The sequence below is a fragment of the Mangrovibacter sp. MFB070 genome (assembly GCF_000705335.1).
Lineage (GTDB): Bacteria > Pseudomonadota > Gammaproteobacteria > Enterobacterales > Enterobacteriaceae > Mangrovibacter > Mangrovibacter plantisponsor.
On record NZ_JJMI01000008.1, the window covers coordinates 1 to 23,087 of the forward strand.

General features: G+C 47.3%; 20 protein-coding genes. 10 read left to right on the top strand and 10 right to left on the bottom strand.

The genetic code is table 11. The features are described 5' to 3' along the window. Positions 1 to 471 precede the first annotated feature (471 nt). From DT73_RS02810 to DT73_RS02820, 3 genes are all read right to left on the bottom strand, one after another. Entirely contained in the window at positions 472 to 852 is a 381-nt protein-coding gene (locus tag DT73_RS02810; protein ID WP_036103628.1) for a hypothetical protein, read from the bottom strand. Positions 853 to 904: 52 nt separating this feature from the next. Beyond that, a complete protein-coding gene (locus DT73_RS02815) occupies positions 905 to 1,249 on the bottom strand; it encodes a hypothetical protein (RefSeq protein WP_152552472.1) in 345 nt (114 codons plus the stop codon). A 214-nt stretch (positions 1,250 to 1,463) separates the two neighbouring features. Further along, positions 1,464 to 1,730: a helix-turn-helix transcriptional regulator gene (locus DT73_RS02820; protein WP_036103636.1), complete on the bottom strand. Its 267-nt coding sequence runs from the start codon at positions 1,728 to 1,730 to the stop codon at positions 1,464 to 1,466. A 122-nt stretch (positions 1,731 to 1,852) separates the two neighbouring features. Between DT73_RS02820 and DT73_RS02825 the strand changes: the two genes are divergently transcribed. The 4 genes from DT73_RS02825 (at position 1,853) to DT73_RS02840 (ending at position 4,725) form a co-directional block, all read left to right on the top strand. After that, positions 1,853 to 2,245 (top strand): hypothetical protein, encoded by a 393-nt coding sequence (locus tag DT73_RS02825; RefSeq protein ID WP_369792547.1) that lies wholly within the window; start codon positions 1,853 to 1,855, stop codon positions 2,243 to 2,245. Between the two features lie 379 nt (positions 2,246 to 2,624). Then, positions 2,625 to 3,047 (top strand): DUF2787 domain-containing protein, encoded by a 423-nt coding sequence (locus tag DT73_RS02830; RefSeq protein ID WP_084172227.1) that lies wholly within the window; start codon positions 2,625 to 2,627, stop codon positions 3,045 to 3,047. An 89-nt stretch (positions 3,048 to 3,136) separates the two neighbouring features. Continuing rightward, positions 3,137 to 3,688, top strand: a complete 552-nt coding sequence (locus DT73_RS02835; protein WP_152552474.1) for a hypothetical protein — start codon at positions 3,137 to 3,139, stop codon at positions 3,686 to 3,688. A 116-nt stretch (positions 3,689 to 3,804) separates the two neighbouring features. Further along, entirely contained in the window at positions 3,805 to 4,725 is a 921-nt protein-coding gene (locus DT73_RS02840; RefSeq protein WP_036103641.1) for a site-specific integrase, read from the top strand. Between the two features lie 70 nt (positions 4,726 to 4,795). On the opposite strand, the gene DT73_RS02845 is transcribed toward DT73_RS02840, so the two are convergent. Beyond that, positions 4,796 to 5,290: a hypothetical protein gene (locus DT73_RS02845; protein WP_036103644.1), complete on the bottom strand. Its 495-nt coding sequence runs from the start codon at positions 5,288 to 5,290 to the stop codon at positions 4,796 to 4,798. 267 nt (positions 5,291 to 5,557) lie between these two features. Between DT73_RS02845 and DT73_RS02850 the strand changes: the two genes are divergently transcribed. The 5 genes from DT73_RS02850 to DT73_RS25310 all read left to right on the top strand — a co-directional run bounded on the left by DT73_RS02850 (position 5,558) and on the right by DT73_RS25310 (position 11,965). Continuing rightward, on the top strand, positions 5,558 to 5,767 hold the full coding sequence (locus DT73_RS02850; RefSeq protein WP_036103646.1) for an AlpA family transcriptional regulator: 210 nt from the start codon (positions 5,558 to 5,560) through the stop codon (positions 5,765 to 5,767). A 137-nt stretch (positions 5,768 to 5,904) separates the two neighbouring features. Next, a complete protein-coding gene (locus DT73_RS02855) occupies positions 5,905 to 6,957 on the top strand; it encodes a hypothetical protein (RefSeq protein ID WP_051691248.1) in 1,053 nt (350 codons plus the stop codon). A gap of 752 nt (positions 6,958 to 7,709) precedes the next feature. Next, positions 7,710 to 10,220 carry an McrB family protein gene (locus DT73_RS02865; protein ID WP_036103652.1) on the top strand — a complete coding sequence of 837 codons (2,511 nt, stop codon included), beginning with the start codon at positions 7,710 to 7,712 and terminating at the stop codon, positions 10,218 to 10,220. An 11-nt stretch (positions 10,221 to 10,231) separates the two neighbouring features. Next, the gene (locus DT73_RS02870; protein ID WP_036103655.1) at positions 10,232 to 11,545 is read left to right on the top strand and encodes an McrC family protein; all 1,314 of its coding nucleotides are present in this window, start codon (positions 10,232 to 10,234) and stop codon (positions 11,543 to 11,545) included. A gap of 135 nt (positions 11,546 to 11,680) precedes the next feature. Next, positions 11,681 to 11,965, top strand: coding sequence for a transposase (locus DT73_RS25310; protein WP_369792557.1), 285 nt, complete (start codon positions 11,681 to 11,683; stop codon positions 11,963 to 11,965). Between the two features lie 345 nt (positions 11,966 to 12,310). Here DT73_RS25310 and DT73_RS02875 read toward each other — a convergent pair whose 3' ends face one another. Genes DT73_RS02875 through DT73_RS02895 form a run of 5 tightly spaced genes read right to left on the bottom strand, consistent with a single transcriptional unit; the run spans position 12,311 to position 21,853 of the window. After that, positions 12,311 to 12,898 (bottom strand): hypothetical protein, encoded by a 588-nt coding sequence (locus tag DT73_RS02875; protein ID WP_036103658.1) that lies wholly within the window; start codon positions 12,896 to 12,898, stop codon positions 12,311 to 12,313. Then, positions 12,891 to 16,325 carry a type I restriction endonuclease subunit R gene (locus DT73_RS02880; protein ID WP_036103661.1) on the bottom strand — a complete coding sequence of 1,145 codons (3,435 nt, stop codon included), beginning with the start codon at positions 16,323 to 16,325 and terminating at the stop codon, positions 12,891 to 12,893. The genes DT73_RS02875 and DT73_RS02880 overlap by 8 nt, the downstream gene beginning before the upstream one ends. Then, entirely contained in the window at positions 16,312 to 17,736 is a 1,425-nt protein-coding gene (locus tag DT73_RS02885; RefSeq protein ID WP_200874767.1) for a restriction endonuclease subunit S, read from the bottom strand. Before DT73_RS02885 ends, DT73_RS02880 begins: the two co-directional genes overlap by 14 nt. After that, positions 17,736 to 20,105, bottom strand: a complete 2,370-nt coding sequence (locus DT73_RS02890; protein WP_036103663.1) for a class I SAM-dependent DNA methyltransferase — start codon at positions 20,103 to 20,105, stop codon at positions 17,736 to 17,738. Before DT73_RS02890 ends, DT73_RS02885 begins: the two co-directional genes overlap by 1 nt. Before the next feature lie 11 nt (positions 20,106 to 20,116). After that, on the bottom strand, positions 20,117 to 21,853 hold the full coding sequence (locus DT73_RS02895) for a DUF262 domain-containing protein (protein ID WP_036103665.1): 1,737 nt from the start codon (positions 21,851 to 21,853) through the stop codon (positions 20,117 to 20,119). 419 nt (positions 21,854 to 22,272) lie between these two features. Between DT73_RS02895 and DT73_RS26530 the strand changes: the two genes are divergently transcribed. Beyond that, entirely contained in the window at positions 22,273 to 22,443 is a 171-nt protein-coding gene (locus tag DT73_RS26530) for a hypothetical protein (RefSeq protein ID WP_200874768.1), read from the top strand. On the opposite strand, the gene DT73_RS02900 is transcribed toward DT73_RS26530, so the two are convergent. Then, positions 22,440 to 23,057 carry a Fic family protein gene (locus DT73_RS02900; protein ID WP_036103668.1) on the bottom strand — a complete coding sequence of 206 codons (618 nt, stop codon included), beginning with the start codon at positions 23,055 to 23,057 and terminating at the stop codon, positions 22,440 to 22,442. The two genes, DT73_RS26530 and DT73_RS02900, sit on opposite strands and share 4 nt — an antisense overlap. Positions 23,058 to 23,087 lie beyond the last annotated feature (30 nt).

Here is a 23,087-nt window from a genome sequence, read left to right on the forward strand (position 1 = left end):
TCATTGATGGTAGCGCCCATCCATCGATCCTGCCGCAGACAGACCGCAGTACCCGTCACAGCGTCTCGTTGTGATTTCCACCAGGCCGCTGCGTATTTCGCTGATCACAGCGACACACTCTGAGTTGTTATCACTCCAGACCCATCGACCTTTCTGACCGGACATGGGAGGAACTGTCCGGGCGATACCTTCCATGTTACATACCCCGGTTGTCTCACCATACGAAGAATTGATACTGAATGCCATGTTATGGCCGTCCGGTGTCAGAAAGGCGGCATTGGGTCTGGTGTATCGTTGCACTGGCGGATGTGGCTGTCAGTATGAGTGCGAGCAGCGCAGTTGTATTTTTCATGGTTCTGTCCTTACTGAGTCTGCGAGTGTTGATAAGCCCCGGCTTCAGCTTTGTGTTACCCGCAAAAGCACCGTGTGTGGACTGAGGGAGCCGGGGACTTTGGCACTGTCTTACTACGATTACAGCCCGAAGACGTTTATCACAAAATTTTTCCCGTCATCCGTATTCTGGATGTTGTAAGTAATCGGGATGGTGGTGCTTTTGCCCGACAGCGTTATTTGCAGGTCAGCACTGCACTGGTAAACATCGGGCGAAGACTGGTGCGAGGTGGTGAGTACGTTGAGAACCGACAGCTGTGCATTGTCTGCGCCTTTCGGCACCATGCCTGACATCTGGGAGTTTCTCATCTGTGCAAACTCTTTTGCCATCTGGCGTTGTGCAATGCTGACAACCAGGTTTTTGGCATCATCGCTGTTACATTTTGGGGTACTGTCATGACAGCCGGTAAGCAACAGACTGGCTGCTACAAGGGCGGATGCCGTTATATGAATCACCTGCATGATAATCTCTTCTTTTATTCAGACCGGTATTTCCCGGCCCGTTGATGAATATTCAGCGGTTAAGAAAATTACTGATATCAATAGCAAGGCCTGCCACATCAAAAATCAGGTTAAGCCCGACAAGCAGCAGTACGGCAATGGCCCAGCCTTTGTTTCCTTCCCGGATAATATTCCATGTGCCCCGCAGGGTCTGTATGCCCACATAAGCAGAATAAACACCACACAGAATATGAAGGTGTCCGGTGCTGACCATAAAATAAAAAATATTCAGAATTACAGTGACAGGAAACCAGTAATACCAGAACAGTTTTGCCAGCCCCTGTTTTCCACTGAGCAGAAGGCGCATTTTCTCCGCATAATTGTCCTTCTGTTTTTTTATATCCTGTCCGTCAGCCATACAAATACCCCGCATAATGAATGTGTTGATATAGAAATAAAATGCATTGCCGTGCCATAACGGCTGGCAGCAATACCGCCATACAGGCTTTATTCCGCCTGCAGTTCTGTTAAATCCAGTTTTACTGGCAGCCCGGTGATGCTGGTCCCTGTTGCGGGAAACCTGCTCGCGCACCGAACGGGTTATTCATTCATCCTTCCGGGCATGGCCGGTGTTATTGCCCTGTGTTGCCTTTATTCCGGTAGCGCAGCGGCCAGATGTCTTCCGGTTTCATCTCCAGAGCGTCGGCTATCAGGCGTTCTGCCCGGGGATAGTGGCGTTCCATTGCATTACTGAGGGTCCGTGCCGCCAGCCCGTGAGAGCGGGATAACTGGGTCAGTGTGATGCCACGCTTGTGCAGGGCCGCCACAATATCGGCGCGGTGCCAGTCTGTAACACTTCCCTTACTTCGCTTTTTCTGCGAAGCTGATGAGTTAGTCATGGTAGTCATTCCACATACTTAGTACATGGATATTAAAAGCGAACAAAGGGAAGTTATCAACTACCTTTTTATGGGTTGCAGTTAAAACTCCGTTAACGCTTTGATATCTGATGAAATATTTTATGGATAACAATATGCAGCATCAGGCCGGAACACTGTCCGGAGAAGACAACAGCAGGGAAGACAGCACATGGCTGACAGCCGCAGAATTCGTCGGAATGGACGGTATGCCTGGCACCCCAAAAGGCGCACGACTGCGACTGGAAAAGCTGGCTGAGCTTCATCCTGAAATCAGGCGCAAGAGAACCAGTGGCAAGGGGTTTGTTTACCATATCAGTGCTGCGGGTATGTCCCTGAAAAGCGAAAGGGAAGCTGTTAAGTTACCTTCAGATGAAAAACTGGCCCTGCTGACTGAGCTGTTCCGGGCGATGTCACCGGCAGCCCGGGACCGGTTACTGAAACTGGCGCTGGAACAGGTTGCTGAAGAGCTTGGTAAACCTGAGCGGGATGAGTAAGTGAAACTTTGTAACTACCTGATTAATAAATGTTTTATTTGGCTATAAATTGCTCTTGTCTGGCTGTTTTGTTATAATAGCTGTGCTGACACGTTTTTATTTTACTGCTGCCAGCACAATGGGTGTATGACACCAAAATATCAAATGCTGCTGAATTATCCTGTATTTCGGGAGGGTCGCTTTTTGCCCAAACGGGTAAGCCGGGAATAAATATGAAAATATGAAGTTCACATAATATATGCCATGAATGATGTATCCGGACGCTGGTCTATATTAATGGCGTGGTGAATAAAGCTGTTGGTTTATATTTTTATTATTTTCGGGTTATTCCTGACGGGTAAATAACGTCTTTTTTCGGCACAATAATGTGGAGAGTATCATGAAAGATGAAATGGCTGTCTGTCAGTCAGGGCTTCACTTGCCCGTAAGCCGGGTGCTGGTACAAATACTGAAAGCGTACTTACCTGAACCGCCTTTTATTCCTTCGGCTGTCACCCTTAATTTTCGTGACCCGCAGTATTCAGCGGAAACCGGTGGTTTCCATCCGGTCGAAATCCGGCTGACACATCAGACTGGAGGGTGGTATTTCGATTACATCACCGACTTCAGTTACTCAGGGCACCCCTGGCCGGAGCTGGAAAAGGAAATCGATTTTTGCTGGAGTCAGGGGTATATCTGGTACGCCATGGGGGGTGACCTGGATGAAGAAGAAGGCGAAGCCCTGTTCGAACTCTGGCAGCGCAACTTCATACAGTACTGCCGGATGAAGATTTACACGGTAACCCTGCATACCGGAAACTGAAAGTCAGCAGGTTAAGTTAAACGCGCGCATCAGCAACAAAGTACTCATGGCGTCATGAGCCATATCGCGAATATTCAATGGCTCAGTATATGAAAGAGAAACACAACCGGGGACTGCGTCCCGCCATTCAGGGTGACCTGGATGCCCTTTGCGGCATTTACAGTGTGGTGAATGCGCTTTACTGGCTTCATCCCGGCCTGAGAAGAAAGCCCCTGTTCAGGGCGCTGGTCAGTTTTTTCAGTCAGCACTATGACATCGCCGACTGCCTGATAACCGGCACGGAATCAGCGCAGCTTGATGCACTGCTGAATTTTCTGCAGTCGCGCCGTGAATCGCGCTGGCCTTTCCACTTCCATAAGCCCTTTGCTCAGACGCGGGGACTGACAACCCGTGACATTCTTGCGCAGTGCCGGAACTGGCTGGCGCAGCACCCCGACCGGGTGGTGTTGCTTGGTGACCAGTATCACTGGTCAGTCGTCAGTCATATGGACAGCAAATGGATGTATTTTTTCGACAGCGGGAGCTACACGCGGGTGCGGCAACGTTACTGGTCACTGCGCGCCAGGCCCGGAGGGCACCAGTTATTCCGCCAGGCCATCTGGTTTATTGAAAAAGGCGAGGCTGATGATGAAAACGCATAAACACCTTAAGACCGGAACGCGACGGACTCACGTGGCATTCAACTGCTCCCGGGAGACGGCGGTGAACCGTGATGCAGTAATGCTGACTTTTGTTAATGTGCATTAATGGGGGCGGGATGAAACGACAACCGAATGTATCGTCAGACGGCTCACTCAGCCCGGCCAGTGTCTGGCTTGAAGGGCTGGCCCCGACCGGGCGGCGCAGTATGCTTTCCTTATTGGCGCTGAGTGCCGCAATACTGCAAAAGCACGCCACAGTGAGCAGTCTCGACTGGTCAGCACTGCGCTATGCTGATGTGGCTGCGGTGCGGGCCGCGCTCTCCGGGCAGGGGTACGCGATAACCACCATCAATATGACACTGGCTGCGCTGAAAGGTGTGGCACAGACCGCCTTTAATCTGGGACAGATGGATGCGGAGTCACTGGCCCGCATCCGGTCAGTAAAAGGTCTCCGGGGCGAGCGGGCTCCCGCCGGGCGGGCACTGAGCAGGGACGAAATCCGCCTGTTGATGGATGCCGCAAAACAACATGCGCACAAAAGCCGCCAGAAGCGGGACCATGCCATACTGCTCACACTGTGTGGTGCCGGGCTCAGGGCCGGGGAACTGGTGGCACTGAACCGCCAGGATTACGATATCCCGACGCGAACACTGACTGTCCGGCAGGGGAAAGGGCGCAAACATCGCAGTATTGTGGTGTCACCCGCGGTCGGAAAGGCACTGGCATCATGGCTGAAAATCAGTGACAGTAACCGTTTCCTGTTCTGCCGCATTCACCGGAGCGGGAATATTACCGGTCTGCCGCTGACGCCATCTGGCCTGACAGGGATACTGCGCCATCTGCAGATAACCGCACAGGTGAGTACGTTTACCCCCCATGACCTGCGGCGCACTTTTATTACCCGGTTGCTGGAGCAGGGTGCGGATATCAATATTGTGCGCCAGCTCGCCGGACACAGTGATATCAGTACCACGGCGATTTATGACCGGCGCTCCGCGCTGAGTCTGTCGCGGGTCTCTTCCTCTGTGCGGTTTTGACATGAAAAAACACAGTCAGGATACATCCTGGCTGTGTTTACATATAGTCTGTCAGATGTGCTCTGCCGCACTATTTTTTACCACCTGGCGCTCTTGTGGCTTTTTTCATCAGATTACAGACGTGTTGTGAATCCCTGAAGGATTTGACATCCTTTGCCTCCCAGGTTTTGTCCACGAATGAAGCCTCATTAGTGCCGACTTTTCGTAGCTGTTTTTCTTTTTTTTCATTCATTTTTTTTGCGATTTGTTTATCGTTCAGACCTTCGATCTTATACATTATTTTAATATCCCGATATTTTTTAAAAATATATGCAGGAATAGGCTCTGTGTGGTCAAAAACATATTCAATGTAGTGCTGGTTGATTAGCTCAGCAATCATTTCACATCGTTCTTCTGTGCCAGGATGCCTACAGCCTGTGTGGATTTTGGCTATTTTGTTGAGTCTTATTTTATTATTTTTCGTCATGTGAAGGGTGACTGAAGGACCAAATTTTTCTTTCAGCTTGGTTCTCCGTTTACTTTGCCGGATGGCATCACTGCTTTTCTTTGGTCGCGATTTTAACATTGTTATCCTCATCTATTGGTAGCGGAGCACCGCATACTCCCCCTCAGTGAGTCACTTGAAGAGTGTGACTGGTACAGCATTTGTATCAAAAACATAACGAAGAAATTTTTATAAAAATTGCTTTTTCGAACAGTCACGCAGTTAACGGCTAAATTGACGTGACTGTCACGGTTTATCACGCTTTTTTTAGTAAAAAGCATGGCGAAAAATGATGTTGTAAATCGCCCTTCAGCCACTCACAAGGAGTGGACTGACTGAGGTATTAACATGAAAAGCTACAAATTGATCGACCTTAAAACAGTTCTGAATATCTACCCGGTTTCACGGGCAACCCTCTATCGCCAGATTAAATCCGGCAGTTTCCCCGAGCCTTACCGCCTCGGAACACGCAGATCTGCCTGGAATCTGGATGAAGTTGAGGAATGTATCAGCGAGCTGAAGAAGGTTGCGTTGAGAGGTAATGGATTGGGCTGCTGATGAGTCAGTCTAATAGCACGTTATAAATGCAAACAATTGGCTGTACAGAGACTATTTACTGAATTTATCAGGTTTATCAATTGCTGGTTATACAGCGATGACGGTCTCTGTACGCACAAAATAAGAGGTATGTGATAATGTTGAATGTTAAAAATATTGAGAGAAATGAATCATTGCGTATTGGGAGTGATAAGGAAGGTCATGAGCTTAAAATGCGGTGTGACAAGCTGACAGTTGTTCTTCCTTTATCTAAAGGAATGGCGAAAGCGGAGGTGATGTATTCTCTTTTGTTAGAAATGAGTGAAGGGAAATACAAGACTTATGATATTCAGTGTAAATATTTAAATAAAAAAGAGGTTAAGCAAAAACATTACTATGCAGCGCTTATTATTCGTCGGAAGTCAGACGGGAAAATGCTGTTACGCATCGACTTTAAGCCTTTTAATAAAAGAACGGGGGCTGTGCGTCTTGATTTTCGCCCTCAGCATATGTCGGCGGAACAGCTTGATAAAATGCTGAGTTGGCTGGATTGTAAGCTCGGGAATGGTCTGTTCCCACTATTGCGTAAATCCTGGGTGACGAAAGTGGATGTTGCACTGGATGTCTATGGCTGCCATCTTCATGACTATGAATGGAGGCTCAAAAGTGCCTTTAGGTATGATTTTTTCGATAAGAAAAGTGGTTTACCTGGCAAACGTCTTGGCAGTAAACGGTCTCCACTGTGTGTCCTGTGTTATGAAAAACATGATGCAACAGGGGATTTGCTGTCCAAATGTCTGCACCAGCCTGATGGAAGTATGGATATGGTTCTGAATGAGTCGTCAGATTTTTTGCGTGTAGAAGCAAAGATACGTCCCGGAGGGCGTCCTGGGTCAAAAAAACATGACTGCCTGATGTTAAGGGGTTTAGGCATGCTTGATTACCCGTTTGAGCGCTTGATTATTTATCCTGTAAACATTGAACGCATCAAAGCGGGGACCTATGGTCAGGCAGTCGATGCTGGACGCGGTACAAAAACCCATATCAAACGTTCCTCGAGTATGTCACCTGATACATACTGGAAATCCCGAAAAGGGAGAGAGAATCTCGAGCGTTTCCGGGTGAAGTTGTTCGATAAAAACCATGTCTGGAGCTTTTGGCCAGAGTGCGTTCAGCGCCTTGGGCGAATCCTGGGTGGTTCAGGCGAGTAAATTTGTTGAGATGGGGCAGGGATGCCCTTAACTGGCTCTGGTTTGGCTCAAGTTGATGGATTCGGTGGAAACGTGCTGTACACCATTGGGTATCAGGAATTAAGTAAAACTGTCGCACGTACCTATAGATACCCCACCCAGGATAAAACATGTCGTTTCCTGGTTAAAATTGGCTTTTTCCCGGATCAGGTCAGCACACACCGGGAATATAAGAAAATGGTTGAACCATTAACCCTGCCTGGTTTGTCACAGTAAATGTTCCACTGGTTAACGACTCACCAGAAGACGCACCAAAGAAAGCATTATAGGGGGTCAAACATTGTTTACCGGTCATCTTTGGCGAAATGCAGACTGCTATGGCAGTTTCTGGCAAGGACGAGTCTACAGAGGCTGACTGGCAGCTTTAAGCCAGAAGCGGAAGTGTTATACCTTTTTTCGGATGGTCGAAAATCGTGAGCCACTCCCCCTAACGACACAGTAGAATTACGGATAATCTGCTGACTTAGCAGTTATTCACTGGACAGCTTTTTTATCTCGCAAACCCGAGAGTTAGGTGTTCACCTGACACCAGTTAAGCTGGTAGATTAAACCTTTACGATATAAATCAACTTTATACTACTCGGCACATTTCTTCTGGTTGCTGTAATTGAGGGTATCCGTGAACTAGATTGCCGAGATGCAATTGGTGAGAGATGGCAGTGCTGCTCGTAAGCAGGCTATTCTGTAGAAAGATTTATGAGGTGCATTCGATAATGAGTAATTTCGAAGGACAGTACGCCCTGTGGGATGAGTTTCTGAAGGTTTGGCCTGCCTCGCGGTTGGCCACAATGACGTTGGACGAATACACTCAAGCAGGTTCGAAGAACAGCTTCACCTACTGGATCGAATCGAGACTGGATGAGCTTGGTAGCATCTGGGGGGGATCGGCGTTCAAGTTTGGTGTGTTTTCGCGTAAGAATACTGATGATAAAAGTTCCGATGCCAAACTAAGCTATTCCGACACCTATGGTTGGTACTCGTCGTTAGGCACTACTGCCGGTGAAGCCTTTGAGAAGATACGCGGTTTCATAGCGCAGGTGGTACATTGGGCTGAGAAAGGCGATCTGGAGGCTATAGATGCCTTCGGGAAACTGGGTGAGGCCTTTAAGTGGAAGATTGCCTTCCACTACCAAGATCGACAAAGCCCTGTGATCGTGTCCATATTTAAGCCTGCGTGGCTGGCATCCTACCTTGGTGATTCTACCATCAAGGGCATGGCTGACTTGCAGAAGGCTACATTGGCCAAGCGATCGAATGATGTCGGGATCCTAGAGTTTGGGCGTCAGGTATGGAAAGTCTGGAGCCAGAAAAATTTGTCAATATGGAAGCTTTCTCATGGTTTGAATGAGTTCTCCGCCGAAGAATTGCAACACTACCTTCAAGCCCGACTTGCTGTGATACATAGAGATACACCCAAAAGTCAGGGAAAGGAATTTCAAGGCGCTCCTCAAGGGACGATTTTTTACCTTTGTCACAGCAATGTAAGCCTGCCACTCATTGGTCAGTTCATTTCAGAATCTGAGCCTTGTAAGAAAGGGGATGGTTGGGTTCAGCGCCGATACAGAGTATTGAGGATGGCTATCGTTGAGGATAGTTATCAAGGTGGTAAGAAGGGGTGGACTCCCAATTACAATTCCACATTCATGCAAGTTACCACCCGCGACCTGAAGGAATTTGAATCTGTTCTGCTAGAGCCCTTCTTTGGTACTGATTTGGCTGAACTGGCTACGCTTGCGAGTGAACCTATCGATGTTGTTAACACAGAAAGTGTCAGAGAGGCAGCGTCTAATTCCACATTAACCCCAATGGTCAAGCAGTCTGTAGCCAATAGCTTCAACCGTATTTATTATGGCCCTCCAGGTACGGGGAAGACTTACACATTGATGCAACTACTCAAGCGTGACTACGAAAAGAAGGTTACGTCGATTTCTCAGGAAGAGTGGGAACACCAGTTTATTGTAGAAAAAATTTCAACATTGAAATGGTGGGAAGGGGTGGCGGCAGCGCTGTATGAGCAAGGTGGAAAATGTAGTCTAAAAGTGTTGTACGAACATCCGTTTATCAAGGCGATTCAAGCCTACAAATCTGGAGTAAATTTATCTTCCAGAGTAAGAAGTATTCTGCAAAGACATACTGTTGAAGAGTCAACGTTGGTAAAACAAAAGGCCATGTTAACCCCATTCATATTTAACAAAGATGATGGATCTGAATGGTGTTTAGCCGGAGAATGGCAAGATGCTTGTGAAGACGTGATTGCGCTGGTCAAGCAACTGAAACAAGGTCCGCACAAAGCCAGCATAATCCAGTACTACAGTTTCGTTACGTTTCACCAGTCCTATGGTTACGAGGAGTTTGTTGAAGGCCTGCGCCCCATTTTGGATGACCAAGACGGCGAGGATAGCGAAGTGAGATACAAGATTCATGCTGGTGCCTTCAAAGAACTCTGCCTTAATGCCCGCAAATTCCCCGACCAACGCTTCGCTATGGTGATCGACGAAATTAACCGGGGCAATATCAGCAAAATTTTCGGTGAACTGATTACGCTGATCGAACCTGACAAGCGCGATCCCCTCAATGGAAATCCGCCTCCTCTGGAACTGACATTAGCTTACTCAGGTCAGAAGTTTTCAGTGCCCGCCAACGTGGATATTATAGGCACAATGAATACGGCTGATCGCTCCCTGGCACTTATTGATACCGCATTACGCCGCCGTTTCGACTTTGTACCTTTGCTACCAGATACCCGCGCCGAGAAAACCGCAGACGATCCATACAGCGCACCATTGGCGGGTTTACAAGTAAAAACAGAGAAGGGTGCGATTGATGTGCGCCGGATGCTGGAACGGATCAACGAGCGTATTGAGGCGTTGTATGACCGTGATCACTGTATCGGTCATGCCTATTTTATCTCATTGAGCGAGATAGCAGACGGTCCAATTCGTTTCGATATGCTGGCTGAAGTATTCCGCAAACGTATCGTTCCGTTGTTAGAGGAGTATTTTTTCGAAGACTGGCGCAAAATTCGCCTGGTGCTTGGTGACAACCAGAAACCAGATGCAGAGCAATTTATCACTGAGAGCGATGCACACGAACAGGATTTGAGTGAACTATTTGGCAACGATCACGGCCTCGACAGTTATTCTACTAAGCGCCGTTATCAAACTCAGTCTTTGGCATTTGTTAATCCTGCTGCCTATATTGGCATTTATCAAACTGCTATATGACTGGTTCAGTGATGACGGGGGTAACGATCTTTGAGTACGACGCATTGGCTGACATATCTGCTGATGGGAATGTAATGCGCAATGTTGAGGGATTGCGTATGCTTCCCAGCCATATTTTCTCTTGGCTGGAAGCACAGGCCTTACGTCTGGCTGAAGCTGGTGAAAATGTCTGGTTGCGTATGACTCAGCGGTGCGGGTGTAGAGTTGTGCAGGTTACAAGTTTCGTCGGAGTAATTCGTTGCCCGGATGGTTTTCAGATTGAAGTGCTGCCCAAACTCGGCAAGGTTAACGGCAAGGTTAACGCACGGCAGTTACTGATCGAGATGCTGCGCTGTCTGGGTAGTTTTCGTCATATTCAGACTGATCGTGCTCAGTTGCTGTCACGTCGAATGCCCTTGCTGGAGGTATTCATCAGCGAGTTTCTGCGCGCAGTGGAGCATGTTGTCAAATGGGGCATGCGCAGCGATTATCGTTCCAGGCAAGACAACATCTTTGCTCTGCGTGGTAAACTGAGTATGTCGGAGCACTTGCGCCACAATCTGTGTCGTCGCGATCGATTTTTTGCTGAGTTTGACGAGTTTTCCCTTAACCGGCCAGAAAACCGTGTGCTACACGCGGCTCTCAGATGTGTCTTGGCATGGACTGCTACGCAGGCCAACCAGCAACTGGCGCAAGAACTCTGTTTTGTATTCGCTGATATTCCTATTTCCGATCAACCCGATGCTGACTTTACGCGAGTGCACCTTGACCGAGGTATGGCGCATTACGATGCAGCTTTGGGTTGGGCGCGTTTGATTCTTAAGGATGAATCACCTCTTACCGGGCAGGGTGTTAATGGGGCTCCATCCTTACTGTTTCCGATGGAAAGGGTGTTCGAGGCTTTCGTCGCCAAGCATCTGTCTCGGCAACTATGTAATGGTTACACCTTGAGAGCACAGGCTCGCAGTTTTTCGCTTGTCAAACATAACAAACAGGACTGGTTCCGCCTCAACCCCGATCTGCTGGTGCAGGCCGCTAAGGTTAACCAGGTCGTTCTGGATACTAAATGGAAGCTGCTTGACGCCCACAAAGCCAACGGAACTGAGAAGTACGGGTTAGATCAGAGTGACTTCTATCAGCTATACGCTTACGGTCAAAGCTATCTCGATGGTAAAGGTGATGTGGTGTTGATTTACCCGAAAACGGACCGTTTCGAACAACCGCTACCGGTTTTCGCATTTCCTAATGGTTTACGATTGTGGGTACTGCCATTTTGTCTGAGAGAGAAGCACTTGCTATTGCCTCCATGCAATACTCTCGGTGTTTTTTTTTCCAAAAAATGTTAAGAACGACCGTTGCCTGGCCTCAATTCTATCTGAAATTATTCAATATAGAGTTGCACTGTAATCATCTGTTCCTCGCTCACAACTACCAAATGCGGCAGACCAGAAAACGGTTGCTGCAGCGCAGCAAATAATCAAATTTTACTAATGCACACAGATACAGGTAACTGGCATTGTAAGCATCCCTGCAAACCGACCCAGAACGGATTTATTGAGAGTTTTAACGGACGATTCAGAGATGAGTGCCTCAATGAACACTGGTTCAGCGATATCGTTCACGCCAGGAAAACGATTAATGACTGGCGGCAGGATTATAACGAGTGTCGTCCACATTCATCGCTGGATTACCTAACGCCGTCTGAATTTGCAGCGGGCTGGCGAAACGGGAAATATGAAGAAAAATCAACCGACATTACTAACTGAAAGTTGTATCTAATCCTGGGGGCAGGTCAATCTTCTAAAAGATTTTAAATTACATCGAAAATGTATTCTGAGCTGTTCATTTATGTCAAAGAATGAAATAAAAAATGAGTTTGATAAAATATCAAGGGGTGAGAAGGTTAATGGTCAAATTACTCAACTGCTATGGATATTATCTTTGTTTTCTCATGCAGTAAAAGAAGTAAGCGCAATTCCAATTATTTACTGCTCTGACTGAATGGGTTTAGGCCCTTCAAAATTTAAGGGCCTTCTTAGATAAATAGTTAAAACTTAGCAGGAACAAAAAATTTAGAATATCTATCATTTTTATATATAAGAAAAGTTGCTTCATCTATGAATATTCACATTGATATGAACCACATGAATTAGCTCTTCACTTGCATGTTTGTGACTACTCTCATATGCCCATTTCATCGAATGTTCTTTGGTAATCCCATGTTGGAACACAGGAAGAGTTTCATCAGCAATAGTGCGGAGTTTAATTACAATATCGGAAATTCCAGGTTTTTTTACATACTCGACAACATAACCACGACTTTGTCGACCTGTTGAATATCGGGAAACCAATTGTACTATGGCTTGCGTATGATAACTCGGTCCTGAATAGATCTTTGCCTCGGCCAAACGACGCTGAGGAGTATTAATGCTTTCAGACTTGATGGTTAGATCAACACGCCCGTTACTATATCCCTCTCGAACCACAGAGAGTCCCGGCATACTTAACGCTGCCGCCAGAAAAGCAGATAGCTTTTCTTCACTGTCTCCATTCAAGTGATGTGCCTCGGCCTCCATACGTTGCACACATTCCTCAAAATGGCGATCAAGAAAATCGTCAAATTCCTCGGCAGTCCTCGCTTCAAAAAGCTTTCTCAGAACAGGAAACCAAGCAAACAATGTTTTCAAACTATCAACCATGTGTGCCATCCTGTGTTTTAGGAAGCGTCCAGCGGATAGACAAGCCTTCTGCCCAGTCGCGGTCCGTTTGCACTACTGAACTCATGAATCGTACCTCATCAAAACTAATCGTGTATTGCGCATGTGATGCATCCATACGTAAAAATTCACGATGTAACAAACCTACATCATTGGCGGATAAAAGATTTAAGACAGGGAAGAGAATATGGCTTACAGAGAATCCACTGCTTTCCTCAATCATGGCCAAATCAGAAAGACCTATGCTGCTGCGCTCATTGCCCATCAAACGATCTATCAAAAGGCTTGCTGCGTTTGACCATATCTCCGCCTCACCGAACCTATCACGAACCAAAACCTGCACTCGTTTCTTTAACTCATCACTAACTGGCTGATTAGACAGATGCTTCTTGTAAGTCACATCAAACACCATGTCTGTCAACCAGCGTTTGAAATTGCTGTTATCGCTGAACTGTTTAAACAGTTCGGTGTGATCGGCCAAGAGTTCAAGCACAACACGGCGAAGTGCTTTATCATGCTCAAGCTTGGCATTTTGCCTGTCAGAATTCACCTGAGCATTCTGGTAAGCCTTATCACGAGCGACGCGTGCAGGGATCTCCTCGGTAAGGACCTTATGAATCTGATCCTCGTCTTTCCAGTCGATATTGCCAAACAGGTCATTGAAGGTCTTAATTATATTCGACAGTCTGTCTATTTCAGGCTCACTTACGCCACCACTGCTGCTGGCAGGAACAGGCTCAACTGCTGCATCTATGTCCTCCATAGCCATCTTGAGTGACGCTTTGGCTTCCACCCGGTAGCTATCCATGTCAACCGACTCCAGCACTCCTTTAGAAAGGTCTTCCTCTTTGGGCGCTGGTAGCTTCGGTATAAGGAAGTTCAGGAAGACCGAAAGCTTCTCCCACGCTGGATGCCCATAGCTCAGGATCGCTGCCAAGAAGCTATAGCTACGCACGAATGCCTTGGCTTTCCCTTTAAATCTCACTTGGCCATCTTCGTCCAGGTTTTCTTTATATTCCTCTACACAGAGGTCGAGGATTGGGTCGAGTTTATCCCGATCTGCTCCTCCTAAATAAAGCATGACTAAATCCTCTACCTGCTGCCAGCTATAAACCTGTGGCCCATCCAGCTCAGCTTTCAGATCGTGCAATTTGTTGGGGTCCGTTTCACCGTTTTGAATTGTGGCACGGTAATAGTCCTGAAATGCAGCCTTCACTGCCTCAGCATTATCAGCAAAGTCCAGCACGAAAGTGTCATGCTTCTGCGGATGGGCACGGTTAAGCCGTGACAGGGTCTGTACTGCCAATACCCCCGCTAAAGGCTTATCCACATACATGGTGTGTAAGAGAGGTTCATCAAAACCAGTGACGAACTTATTGGCTACAATCAAAAAACGATAAGGATCCTGCTTGAGTTTGGCTGGAATATCTTTGCTTGGGAAGTGGTTGAGATCAGCTTCCGTTTTCTTCTCACCACCGATCTCGAAGTCTCCAGAGTACGCAACAATAGCCTTATATGGGCTCTTGATCTGGATAAGGTAATCTGACACCTCACGGAAGTAATCGATAGCTCTGGAAATCCCATTGCACACAATCATCGCCCGTGCCTTGCCGCCAATCTTGTGCTTACCTACGACCTGAGTGATAAAATGATCGACCATAATCTCGGCCTTACTGCGAATGGCCTTGTCGTGTGATTCTACATAGTGGCGGATCTTCTTAAGCGCCTTCATCTTGTCGAATTCGGGATCATCTTCGACGGTCTTGGCAACCTGGTAGAAGCTGTCGTAACTAGTGTAGTTCTCCACCACATCCAGAATGAACTTTTCTTGAATCGCCTGCTTGGTGGTGTAGGTTAATTCCTCCGGTGAACGGAACTGCACTTCGTCACCTATAACGATTCTCTCGCCGAATAACTCCAAGGTCTTATTCTTTGGGGTAGCGGTAAAGGCGAAGTAGCTAGCATTCATTAACAACTTACGTGACTGAATACGCTTCTCAATCTCTGCATTCACTGCAGATTGAGTGGCATCCTCTTCAAAATCCTCCTCACCAACTTTCCCGCCAAGAGCTTCATGCATCCGTGTGGTGGTCTTCCCCCCTTGACTGGAATGTGCCTCATCGATTAGCAATGCAAACTTCTTGCTCGATAAATCGCCCATTTCATCAAGGATAAAGGGAAATTTTTGTACCGTAGTAACGATGATCTTCTTGCCTTTTTGCAAGAAGCTGCGTAACTCTTGTGCATTGTCAGAGTGACCAAAGATAGAGGCAACATGGTCATAGCCCTTGATGGTACGAGCAATTTGCGTATCCAGCGCTCGCCGATCGGTGATGACAATAATTGAGTCAAATTGAGTAGTAAGAGGGTTAGCGGCGGTACGCAGCTCTACTAGTTGGTGAGCTAACCAAGCAATCGTATTGCTCTTACCACTACCTGCTGAATGCTGGATCAAGTAGCGATTGCCAACCCCGTCAGCACGGGCACGGCGCAGAAGGGCGCGGACAGTGTGGAGCTGATGGTAGCGCGGGAAGATTTGTTTGCGCTTCTTGCGCTTCTTACCATTTGCATCGATCTCTTCTTCTTCCACCACCTGAGCAAAACTTTCGATGATGTTGGCCAACGACTCCCGAGTCAACACTGACTTCCACATATAGTCTGTCTTCATGCCATTCGGGTTGGGTGGGTTGCCTGCACCGCTATTCCACCCCTGGTTGAAGGGAAGGAACCAAGACGTTTTGCCCTTCAGTTCAGTACAAAATGCCGCTTCAACATCATCAACCGCAATGTGGGCTACACAGCGCCCCAACTGGAACAACAGCTCTCGGGGCTCCCGTGTTGTCTGGTACTGAACAATAGCGTCCGCCAAGGTCTGCTTGGTCAAAGAGTTCTTCAATTCAAACGTCAGTACTGGCAAACCGTTGATGAAAATCACCATATCTAGTTCATTGCCACAGTCATTGCTATAGCGCAACTGCCGGGTAACGCTGAAGATGTTCTTGTTGAAGGCTTCCGCTGCAGCAGGATTGCCTGGTGTAGGCAACCATTTGTAAAGATCTAGGTGAACCGGTCCATGATTTACCCCTTTGCGTAACACATCAACCACACCTCGTTTGGTGATCTCACCTTGCAAACGGTGTAAGAACTGGGTGCGCTTGATCCCTTCAACCGATAATTCCAACGTTTCCACTGCATCGGGTTGCGTTGTATGAAGGAAAGCGAGCAGTTGCACGACGTCCAAGGCGACATCACGGTTGTAGTCTTTGGCCTGGCCCTGAACATAACCATTATGGGTGGCAGCGAAGTCTGTCAGTGATAGCTCGTGGTTGTCCCTTGGCTGTGACACCCCAGTCAGTCTGCTCACCACGCGTGCCTCGAACCCAAGCTCGCTAGTGTCAGCCTTCGCCATCGTCCTTCCCCTCTTCAACCATACCTTCTTGTTCATCACCGAGCGCAACCAGAATTTCGTCGTTTACCACATCATCGGAGTTAGGCTGCCAATCGCACACATACATTTGTCCAATAACTACATCAGCGATCAGTCGATTACGGTACTCATGAATTAAACCAATTTCATCTTTGGCACGCTGAATCGCTTCGTCGAGGGGCTTACATTCATCAGCAATCCAGCTACAAATAGCCTGTTGCTCAGCAACTGGCGGTAACGGAATAACTGCATTCTTTACATCATTTTTCGACAAAGCGAAGCGAGTAACGCCTGTGGCAAGAACATGAAACTGCTCGGCAATGTGGGCAGACCCAATTGAATAGAATAAAAACTCACTACATACCCGTTCACGAATAGGACGGAGCAGGCCAAGGTGATATGCGCAAATGACATCCGGTATATCTTCCGGCACCCATGCAGGAACTGCAATATCATCAGGCGATTCAGAGTCTTTAGTGATGATGACATCACCAGACCTCAAGGTAAAACGAGAAATCTCTGCTGATGTTGCAGTTGCGCGCATCAAATCCATTTCACTAGTGATGCAGTTATTCTTATAAACGTCGGTGTAATTACAGAGACGAATCGGAAGTTCATGACCATGTGAGTGCTTATCGACGCCACTGAAGCGCACATCTGTAATGTGTTTCAGCAAAACAACATCCCAATGTTCAGGGATTTCACCCAGCCATTCGTTGCCAGAATATTTGAGCATTACCGCGTTATCCAGTCCTCGTATTACTGCCTGGTCAATAATGCACTGCTTCTGCTCGGTCAACAAAGCAATTAGGTCACGCCTGGTCTTAATAAAGTGGGCAATGTGGGCGTCCTTTGCACGCAGGTAGGCGACGATCTGGTCTTGTTCAGCTCTCGGCGGCTGCAGCAATGGGATATCGAGGAACTGGTTCGGATACAAACGCAAACGGGAAGATTGGATGCCAGTCGAGCGCCCAATATACTCGGCGACATAAACGCGGGTACGCAATAGGTAATCGAGATACACTGGGTTAAAACTGTCGGCACTATGCGGGCGATATACACCATAAGCTGGGCTAACAATCCCTGCATGCTTACTCGTGCCGAGCGCAGCCATCCAAGCCCACAAGGTGTTAATCACTATATCACCTGGACGGCACAACTTTGATCCCACATAGCTCGCCGCTTTGAACATGGTTACGTTCTTCTGGCTACGCGGAGTCACGCCGGTAATATGCGATACAGACAATAATTCTTCGTGGCCAGTTTTGGAACGCTCATCTACCTCGTGAAAGAAAGTTTTGGCACGTTGCTCATTCCAATGTTCAGGCACTGGTGGCAGCCAACGCATTCGCGCGGCCCGGTAAGCCGGATACCTTTTCGTTTCGGCCATCATTACGCTCCCACTATCTTGTGCAACAAGCCTTCTGACTGCTGCTCAAGCTCGAGGATATCTGTACGAATCTCCTGTAACGTGCGCAACTTGGCCGGCTTATAGAAGTAGCGGGCAAATGAAATTTCATAGCCAATCTGAGTTTTGTCCATAGCAATCCAAGAATCTTGAGCGAATGGAAGTACTTCTCGCTCAAAGAAAGCATCAATGCCTCCTTGTTCTTTTAGAGGGACTTGCTCAGTATCGCGAAGATCGGAGTCCGCTTCATACTCGACAATGAAGCGATCCTTGCCCACAACTTCTAAATATACGCCGTCGTATCCCTGTTCAAAGAAATCGCTTTCTTTAAGCTTATTGCGCTTAGCAATAACAGGTGGTGCCGTTTCGTCTCGCCAGCTCACCACCTTATAGATCATCTTCTTCTCGGCTGCCCCTATTTTTTTACCGTTCGCCTTTAGCACAGCATCGAAACGAGTGCGGAATTCGTTGTGATCGTCAAAAACGGTCTGGCCGATCTCCTTCTGCGCAAGTAAAGCAAGCTCGACCAGTCCCTTGTCGCGCCCCCATGTCGTGCCATCGAGCAGTTTCTTGCGACGTTTTGCCGGGACTATCTGCTTGGCAGACTTGTTTTCTTCACCCTCTTCATCGCTGTCATCATCATCGTTGTTCTCATCTTCACCTTTCAACCAAGCATCAATGAGCGGCTTGACTTTAGCGAACTCAGTATAGAGTTTTTCACCATGTTCCTGATAAATTTCAGCTCGCAAAGCCTCATCACCTGAGGCAAAGCGCAAGAGCTCAATACTCTCCGACTTAAGCTGGCTCTTGAGACGCAGCGGACGTTCAACAGTGATCTTCCTGTAGCCAAAGTCATCAATATCGAACCACTTACAATTCTCATTTTCCTGTGGCTCGCCTAGGTATAAATCCAAGATATTTTTGATATCCGCTTCGGAGAGTTCACAGTTTTTCCTGCCAAGGTTCCGACGAAGCGGTTGGAACCACTTGCTCGCATCGATCAGTTGTACCCGGCCCTTACGATGTTCGGCTTTCTTGTTGGCCAGCACCCAAATATAGGTAGCGATGCCAGTGTTATAGAAAATGTTGAGCGGCAGTGCGATAATTGCTTCGAGCCAATCGTTCTCCAACACCCAGCGGCGGATATTGCTCTCCCCCTGTCCAGCATCCCCAGTGAACAGAGCCGAGCCGTTGTGCACCAGCGCGATGCGACTGCCCAGCGGAGTATTGTGCTTCATCTTTTGCAACTTGTTGACCAAGAACATAAGCTGACCATCGCTGGAGCGAGTAATGAGCTTGAACTCGGCATCGCCACCATGATTGACGATGAACCTCGGATCACTGAACTCCTTTTTACCGCCCATCCGTTCCAGGTCCGTTTTCCAGCTCTTACCGTAGGGTGGGTTGGAGATCATAAAATCGAACTCACGCGAACTGAATTGATCGGCGGAAAGAGTTGATTTGTCCGCACCGCCTACTATGTTCTCAGCCTCTTCGCCTTCCCCTTTGAGGAGTAAGTCAGCCTTGCAAATGGCATAGGTCTCATCGCTGATTTCCTGCCCGAACAGGTGAATGGACACATCTTTGCCATATTCCTCAGCCAATTCTAGCAAAGCATCTTCAGCTACAGTCAGCATCCCACCGGTACCACAGGAACCGTCATACAGGGAGTAGGTGCTGGATTCTATTCGATCAGCCACAGGCAAAAATAGTAATTTGGCCATAAGCTGTACCACATCACGAGGAGTGAAGTGTTCACCTGCCTGATCGTTATTTTCTTCGTTGAAACGCCGGATCAACTCTTCAAACACTGTACCTATGCCGTGGTTATCTAGCGCCGGGAGCCTGATGCGCCCGTCGGCATCCTTGACTGGTAGCGGCGAGAGATTGATCTTAGGATCGAGGAAGTCGTCGATCAAATAGCCGAGTACTTGCGAATCCACCAGCTTCTGGATTTGATTTCGGAAGTTGAACTTAGATAGAATCTCTTGCACGTTGGGCGAAAAACCATCGAGGTAGGCAATAAAATCATCACGAAGTCTCTGTCCTGCCGCACTGGCTTTCAATTTGGTCAAAGTAAAATCAGAGACATTATAAAACGCTTGCCCAGCAGCCATACGTAGAGCCCCATCTTGCTCCACCACTTTATGGGCATCGAGAAACCTCTTGCGCTCCAGTACCGCTTCTTTGGTGGACTCCAAAACGGCATCCAATCGCCGTAGTACAGTGAATGGAAGGATTACGTCACGATATTTGCCGCGCACATACACATCACGCAGGCGGTCATCAGCGATATTCCAGATAAAGTCAGATACCCACTTGATCTGACTTTGATCTTGTTGTTTCTTATGCATCAATATGTTCCTTAACTTACCGCTAACCCAGTTGCTATTTCGTCATCAGGGACAGCGAGATGCCAATGTTCTATAAATACGTTTAATAAGTGTCGCTGGCGTTTAGCTAAAATCTTTGGAGTCCAATCGTCTTCTGACCTGACCTCTTGGGTTAAAACGAATGGAGATGCGACTCCTTTACCCTTAAAGTAAACGTTCTTTTTGGTAGCAAAGTCATAGTTACTGGCTGCTGGATTCTTGCGAATGTGTAAGGGTACCAGATTAGCGAGACGGTGTGTCCAGTAGTCTCGTTCTTCCGCGTCAGGAAACCAGTTCATCCACTCTGAGGTTAGTGGGGGATTCTGCGGTAGCACATGCTCTAGAGAAAGATGGTCGAAAACCTGTTTTTTACTTCCATCACTGACTAATGCTTCAAGGCGTAAAAATAGTGTCATTCGAGCCTTGGTGAGTTTGCGGTAAATATCACCATCAAGTGCAGCGATAAATTCTCTCTTTTGTACGCCAGTAAGATTTAGTGCCGTCAGATTGGCAACTTCTCCCTGATATGTCTCTGGTTCGATCTCTTTAATAAGTGTGGCGTAGGTCTCAATTCGCTCATTAATGCCCACTTTGGTTACAAGCAGGAAAAAGGTCAAACGTTCCAAGGCCTGTAAAAAGTGCACGAGATTTTGGGGACGTTGCCTGAATCGCTTAAAATAAACTAATAGAGGAGGGACCCAATCTTTGAAATCAACGCGATTCAGCCACGAAAGGTATTCATTAATAGTCTCGGCATATTCAGTTGCCTCAAAATCAGCGTTTCGTACAAAGTTCCACACGTCAGCATAAGGTATTATAACATTGTCAATTAATGCCATAGGGATCTTGTATTCGGGAACGTACTCTTGGAACTCTTTTAACAAAGTGAATTTTTGCTTTTTCTTCGCATAAATACTACGAATGTGGGTGAATAGTTCACCAAATGCATCACGTCCCAAGGAACTTTCAATACGACTCCACACCTTGGCATAAGTACGGCTCTTGATTTCTCCTTCTATAGAACGCAGCAGTCCGAGTACTTGTGCTTTGATGATATCGATTGGAGCTAGATCCAGTCCTCTGTTATTAAGCACGGAGAAGATGCGATATGCAGCATCGAGATCTGGCGTGGAAATGACTACCAACGAGCAATCATTAGCTAGAAATTTCCATAAAGCAATAAGGTCGGTTTGGGGCAGCCCCTTGGCCTTATTAAGGAGCAAAGCTGCATTTTCTCGATACCTCAGACGGCTATCTTCTAGTTTGTCGATGCTTGCGACTAGCTTTGCAATACCGTTCGGTTCCTGGATGTTGGAGCGAAAAAAGTCAGCATCTTCTTCCCGGGCAGTCAATCTATACTCGTTTTTCTCTCCCAGACTGACCTTTCCCTTCTTATAGAGAAAATCGGTGATGTCGTCAGCAGCTTCTGGCATTACTGCCCGTAGCACAGAGAATAACATAGTAAGAGTGGACAGACGTTGTTGCCCATCAACAACAAAGGACTTAGGTTCTCGATCGTTTTTGATCAGAACAATGCTGCCTAAAAAATATTGGCTATTTGCCCCGGAAAGACGTGCATCGAGCATAGCTGAGTACAAATCATCGAACAGTTCTGTAGTCTGTTCGGTTGTCCAAGCATAAGGACGCTGATAATCCGGTATCTCGAACTGATAGCTACCTTCAAAAATTTCACGAATTAACTTGTCATGGGCTTCAAGAGTCTTTGCCATTTAATTTTCTCTATTAGCTTCTTGTTGGACACTGCTTGGCGCCTGGCAATCTTGATATCGTAGTCCGTTAGTTGGCTGTTGTAGCGATTGGCGCAGCTATTCGTTTGGGTAATGAATGGTGCAGATTTAAGTACATCTTTCTACCGCCATGCTCAAACCTATATAACCTTTCCACCACCTATAACTTGCCGAAAATTTTACATAATTAGACCTTGTACAACTATGCCTGATTTCACAGCAAGAGGATGATTTATGATTATTTCTTACTAAAACTAACCTCGACAACGTTATCAGTGATGATCTGCTCTTTAACAAGGCATTGAGTGAGTCCCTGAGAGACTTGAGTGAATTCGCTTGGAAATTTTGGTATAATGTTTGTTCGATGACTGTCCGACCAGATTCTGCTTTCAGGAGTAACTATGAGCAACAACAAAAAAACTCAGGCAAGCTACGCTAAGCCGTCTCGTGCTGACATCGTTCGCTCAGTAGCGACGTCAACAGCTGTTGAAACAGGGCAGTCCTCTGCGAAGATTGAAGCTTCCCTTGAAGTGACGCGCAAAAAATTTGCTCATTTACGTCTTGCGGTTTAATTCCTTCTTAATACTTCTCTGACCCAGTATCTCATCGGCTCGTAGTCCATTGATAAGCCTGCATGGATAGCCGAGATATACTGGGTTTTGTTTTGCTCCCAGCTTTGATAATCCAGCGGTTTATATCCTCCCTGAACGGCCATCACGTCGGCCAGCAGTCGCGACAGGCGTCCGTTTCCCTCTCTGAATGGGTGGATAAGTATCAGCTCGACATGGGTGATGGCGATAGCGGTGATGAGTTGCTCTTCGTCCATGCCGCTACATGGCGTGTATTGAGCCAGATACTTCGTGTCGAATTCGTTCAGTAGTTTTGGCAATTGTGCTGAAGGGGCAAACATAAAACCGCCCTTGCTGATATTGACCGCTCTTTCTTGTCCAGCCCACTCGTAGATGTTACCTAACCAGCGGCGGTGCCAGCTTTTTAGCATGGCTACGCTGAGCTGTCCTTCCGGGAACTGTTCTTCAAAAACAGACTGGTAGAGTTGTTCTAACAGGACAAGTTCAGCCTCATCCATCTCATCGGAAGCAGCGATACCCAGTTTATTAGCCAACACCTGCTCGCCAGAGTCTTTCTCATACTGGCCTTCACTGCTGGATACATGGTATCGGCTCATGGAGATGCCCTGTGTTATTAGAAGGATGGG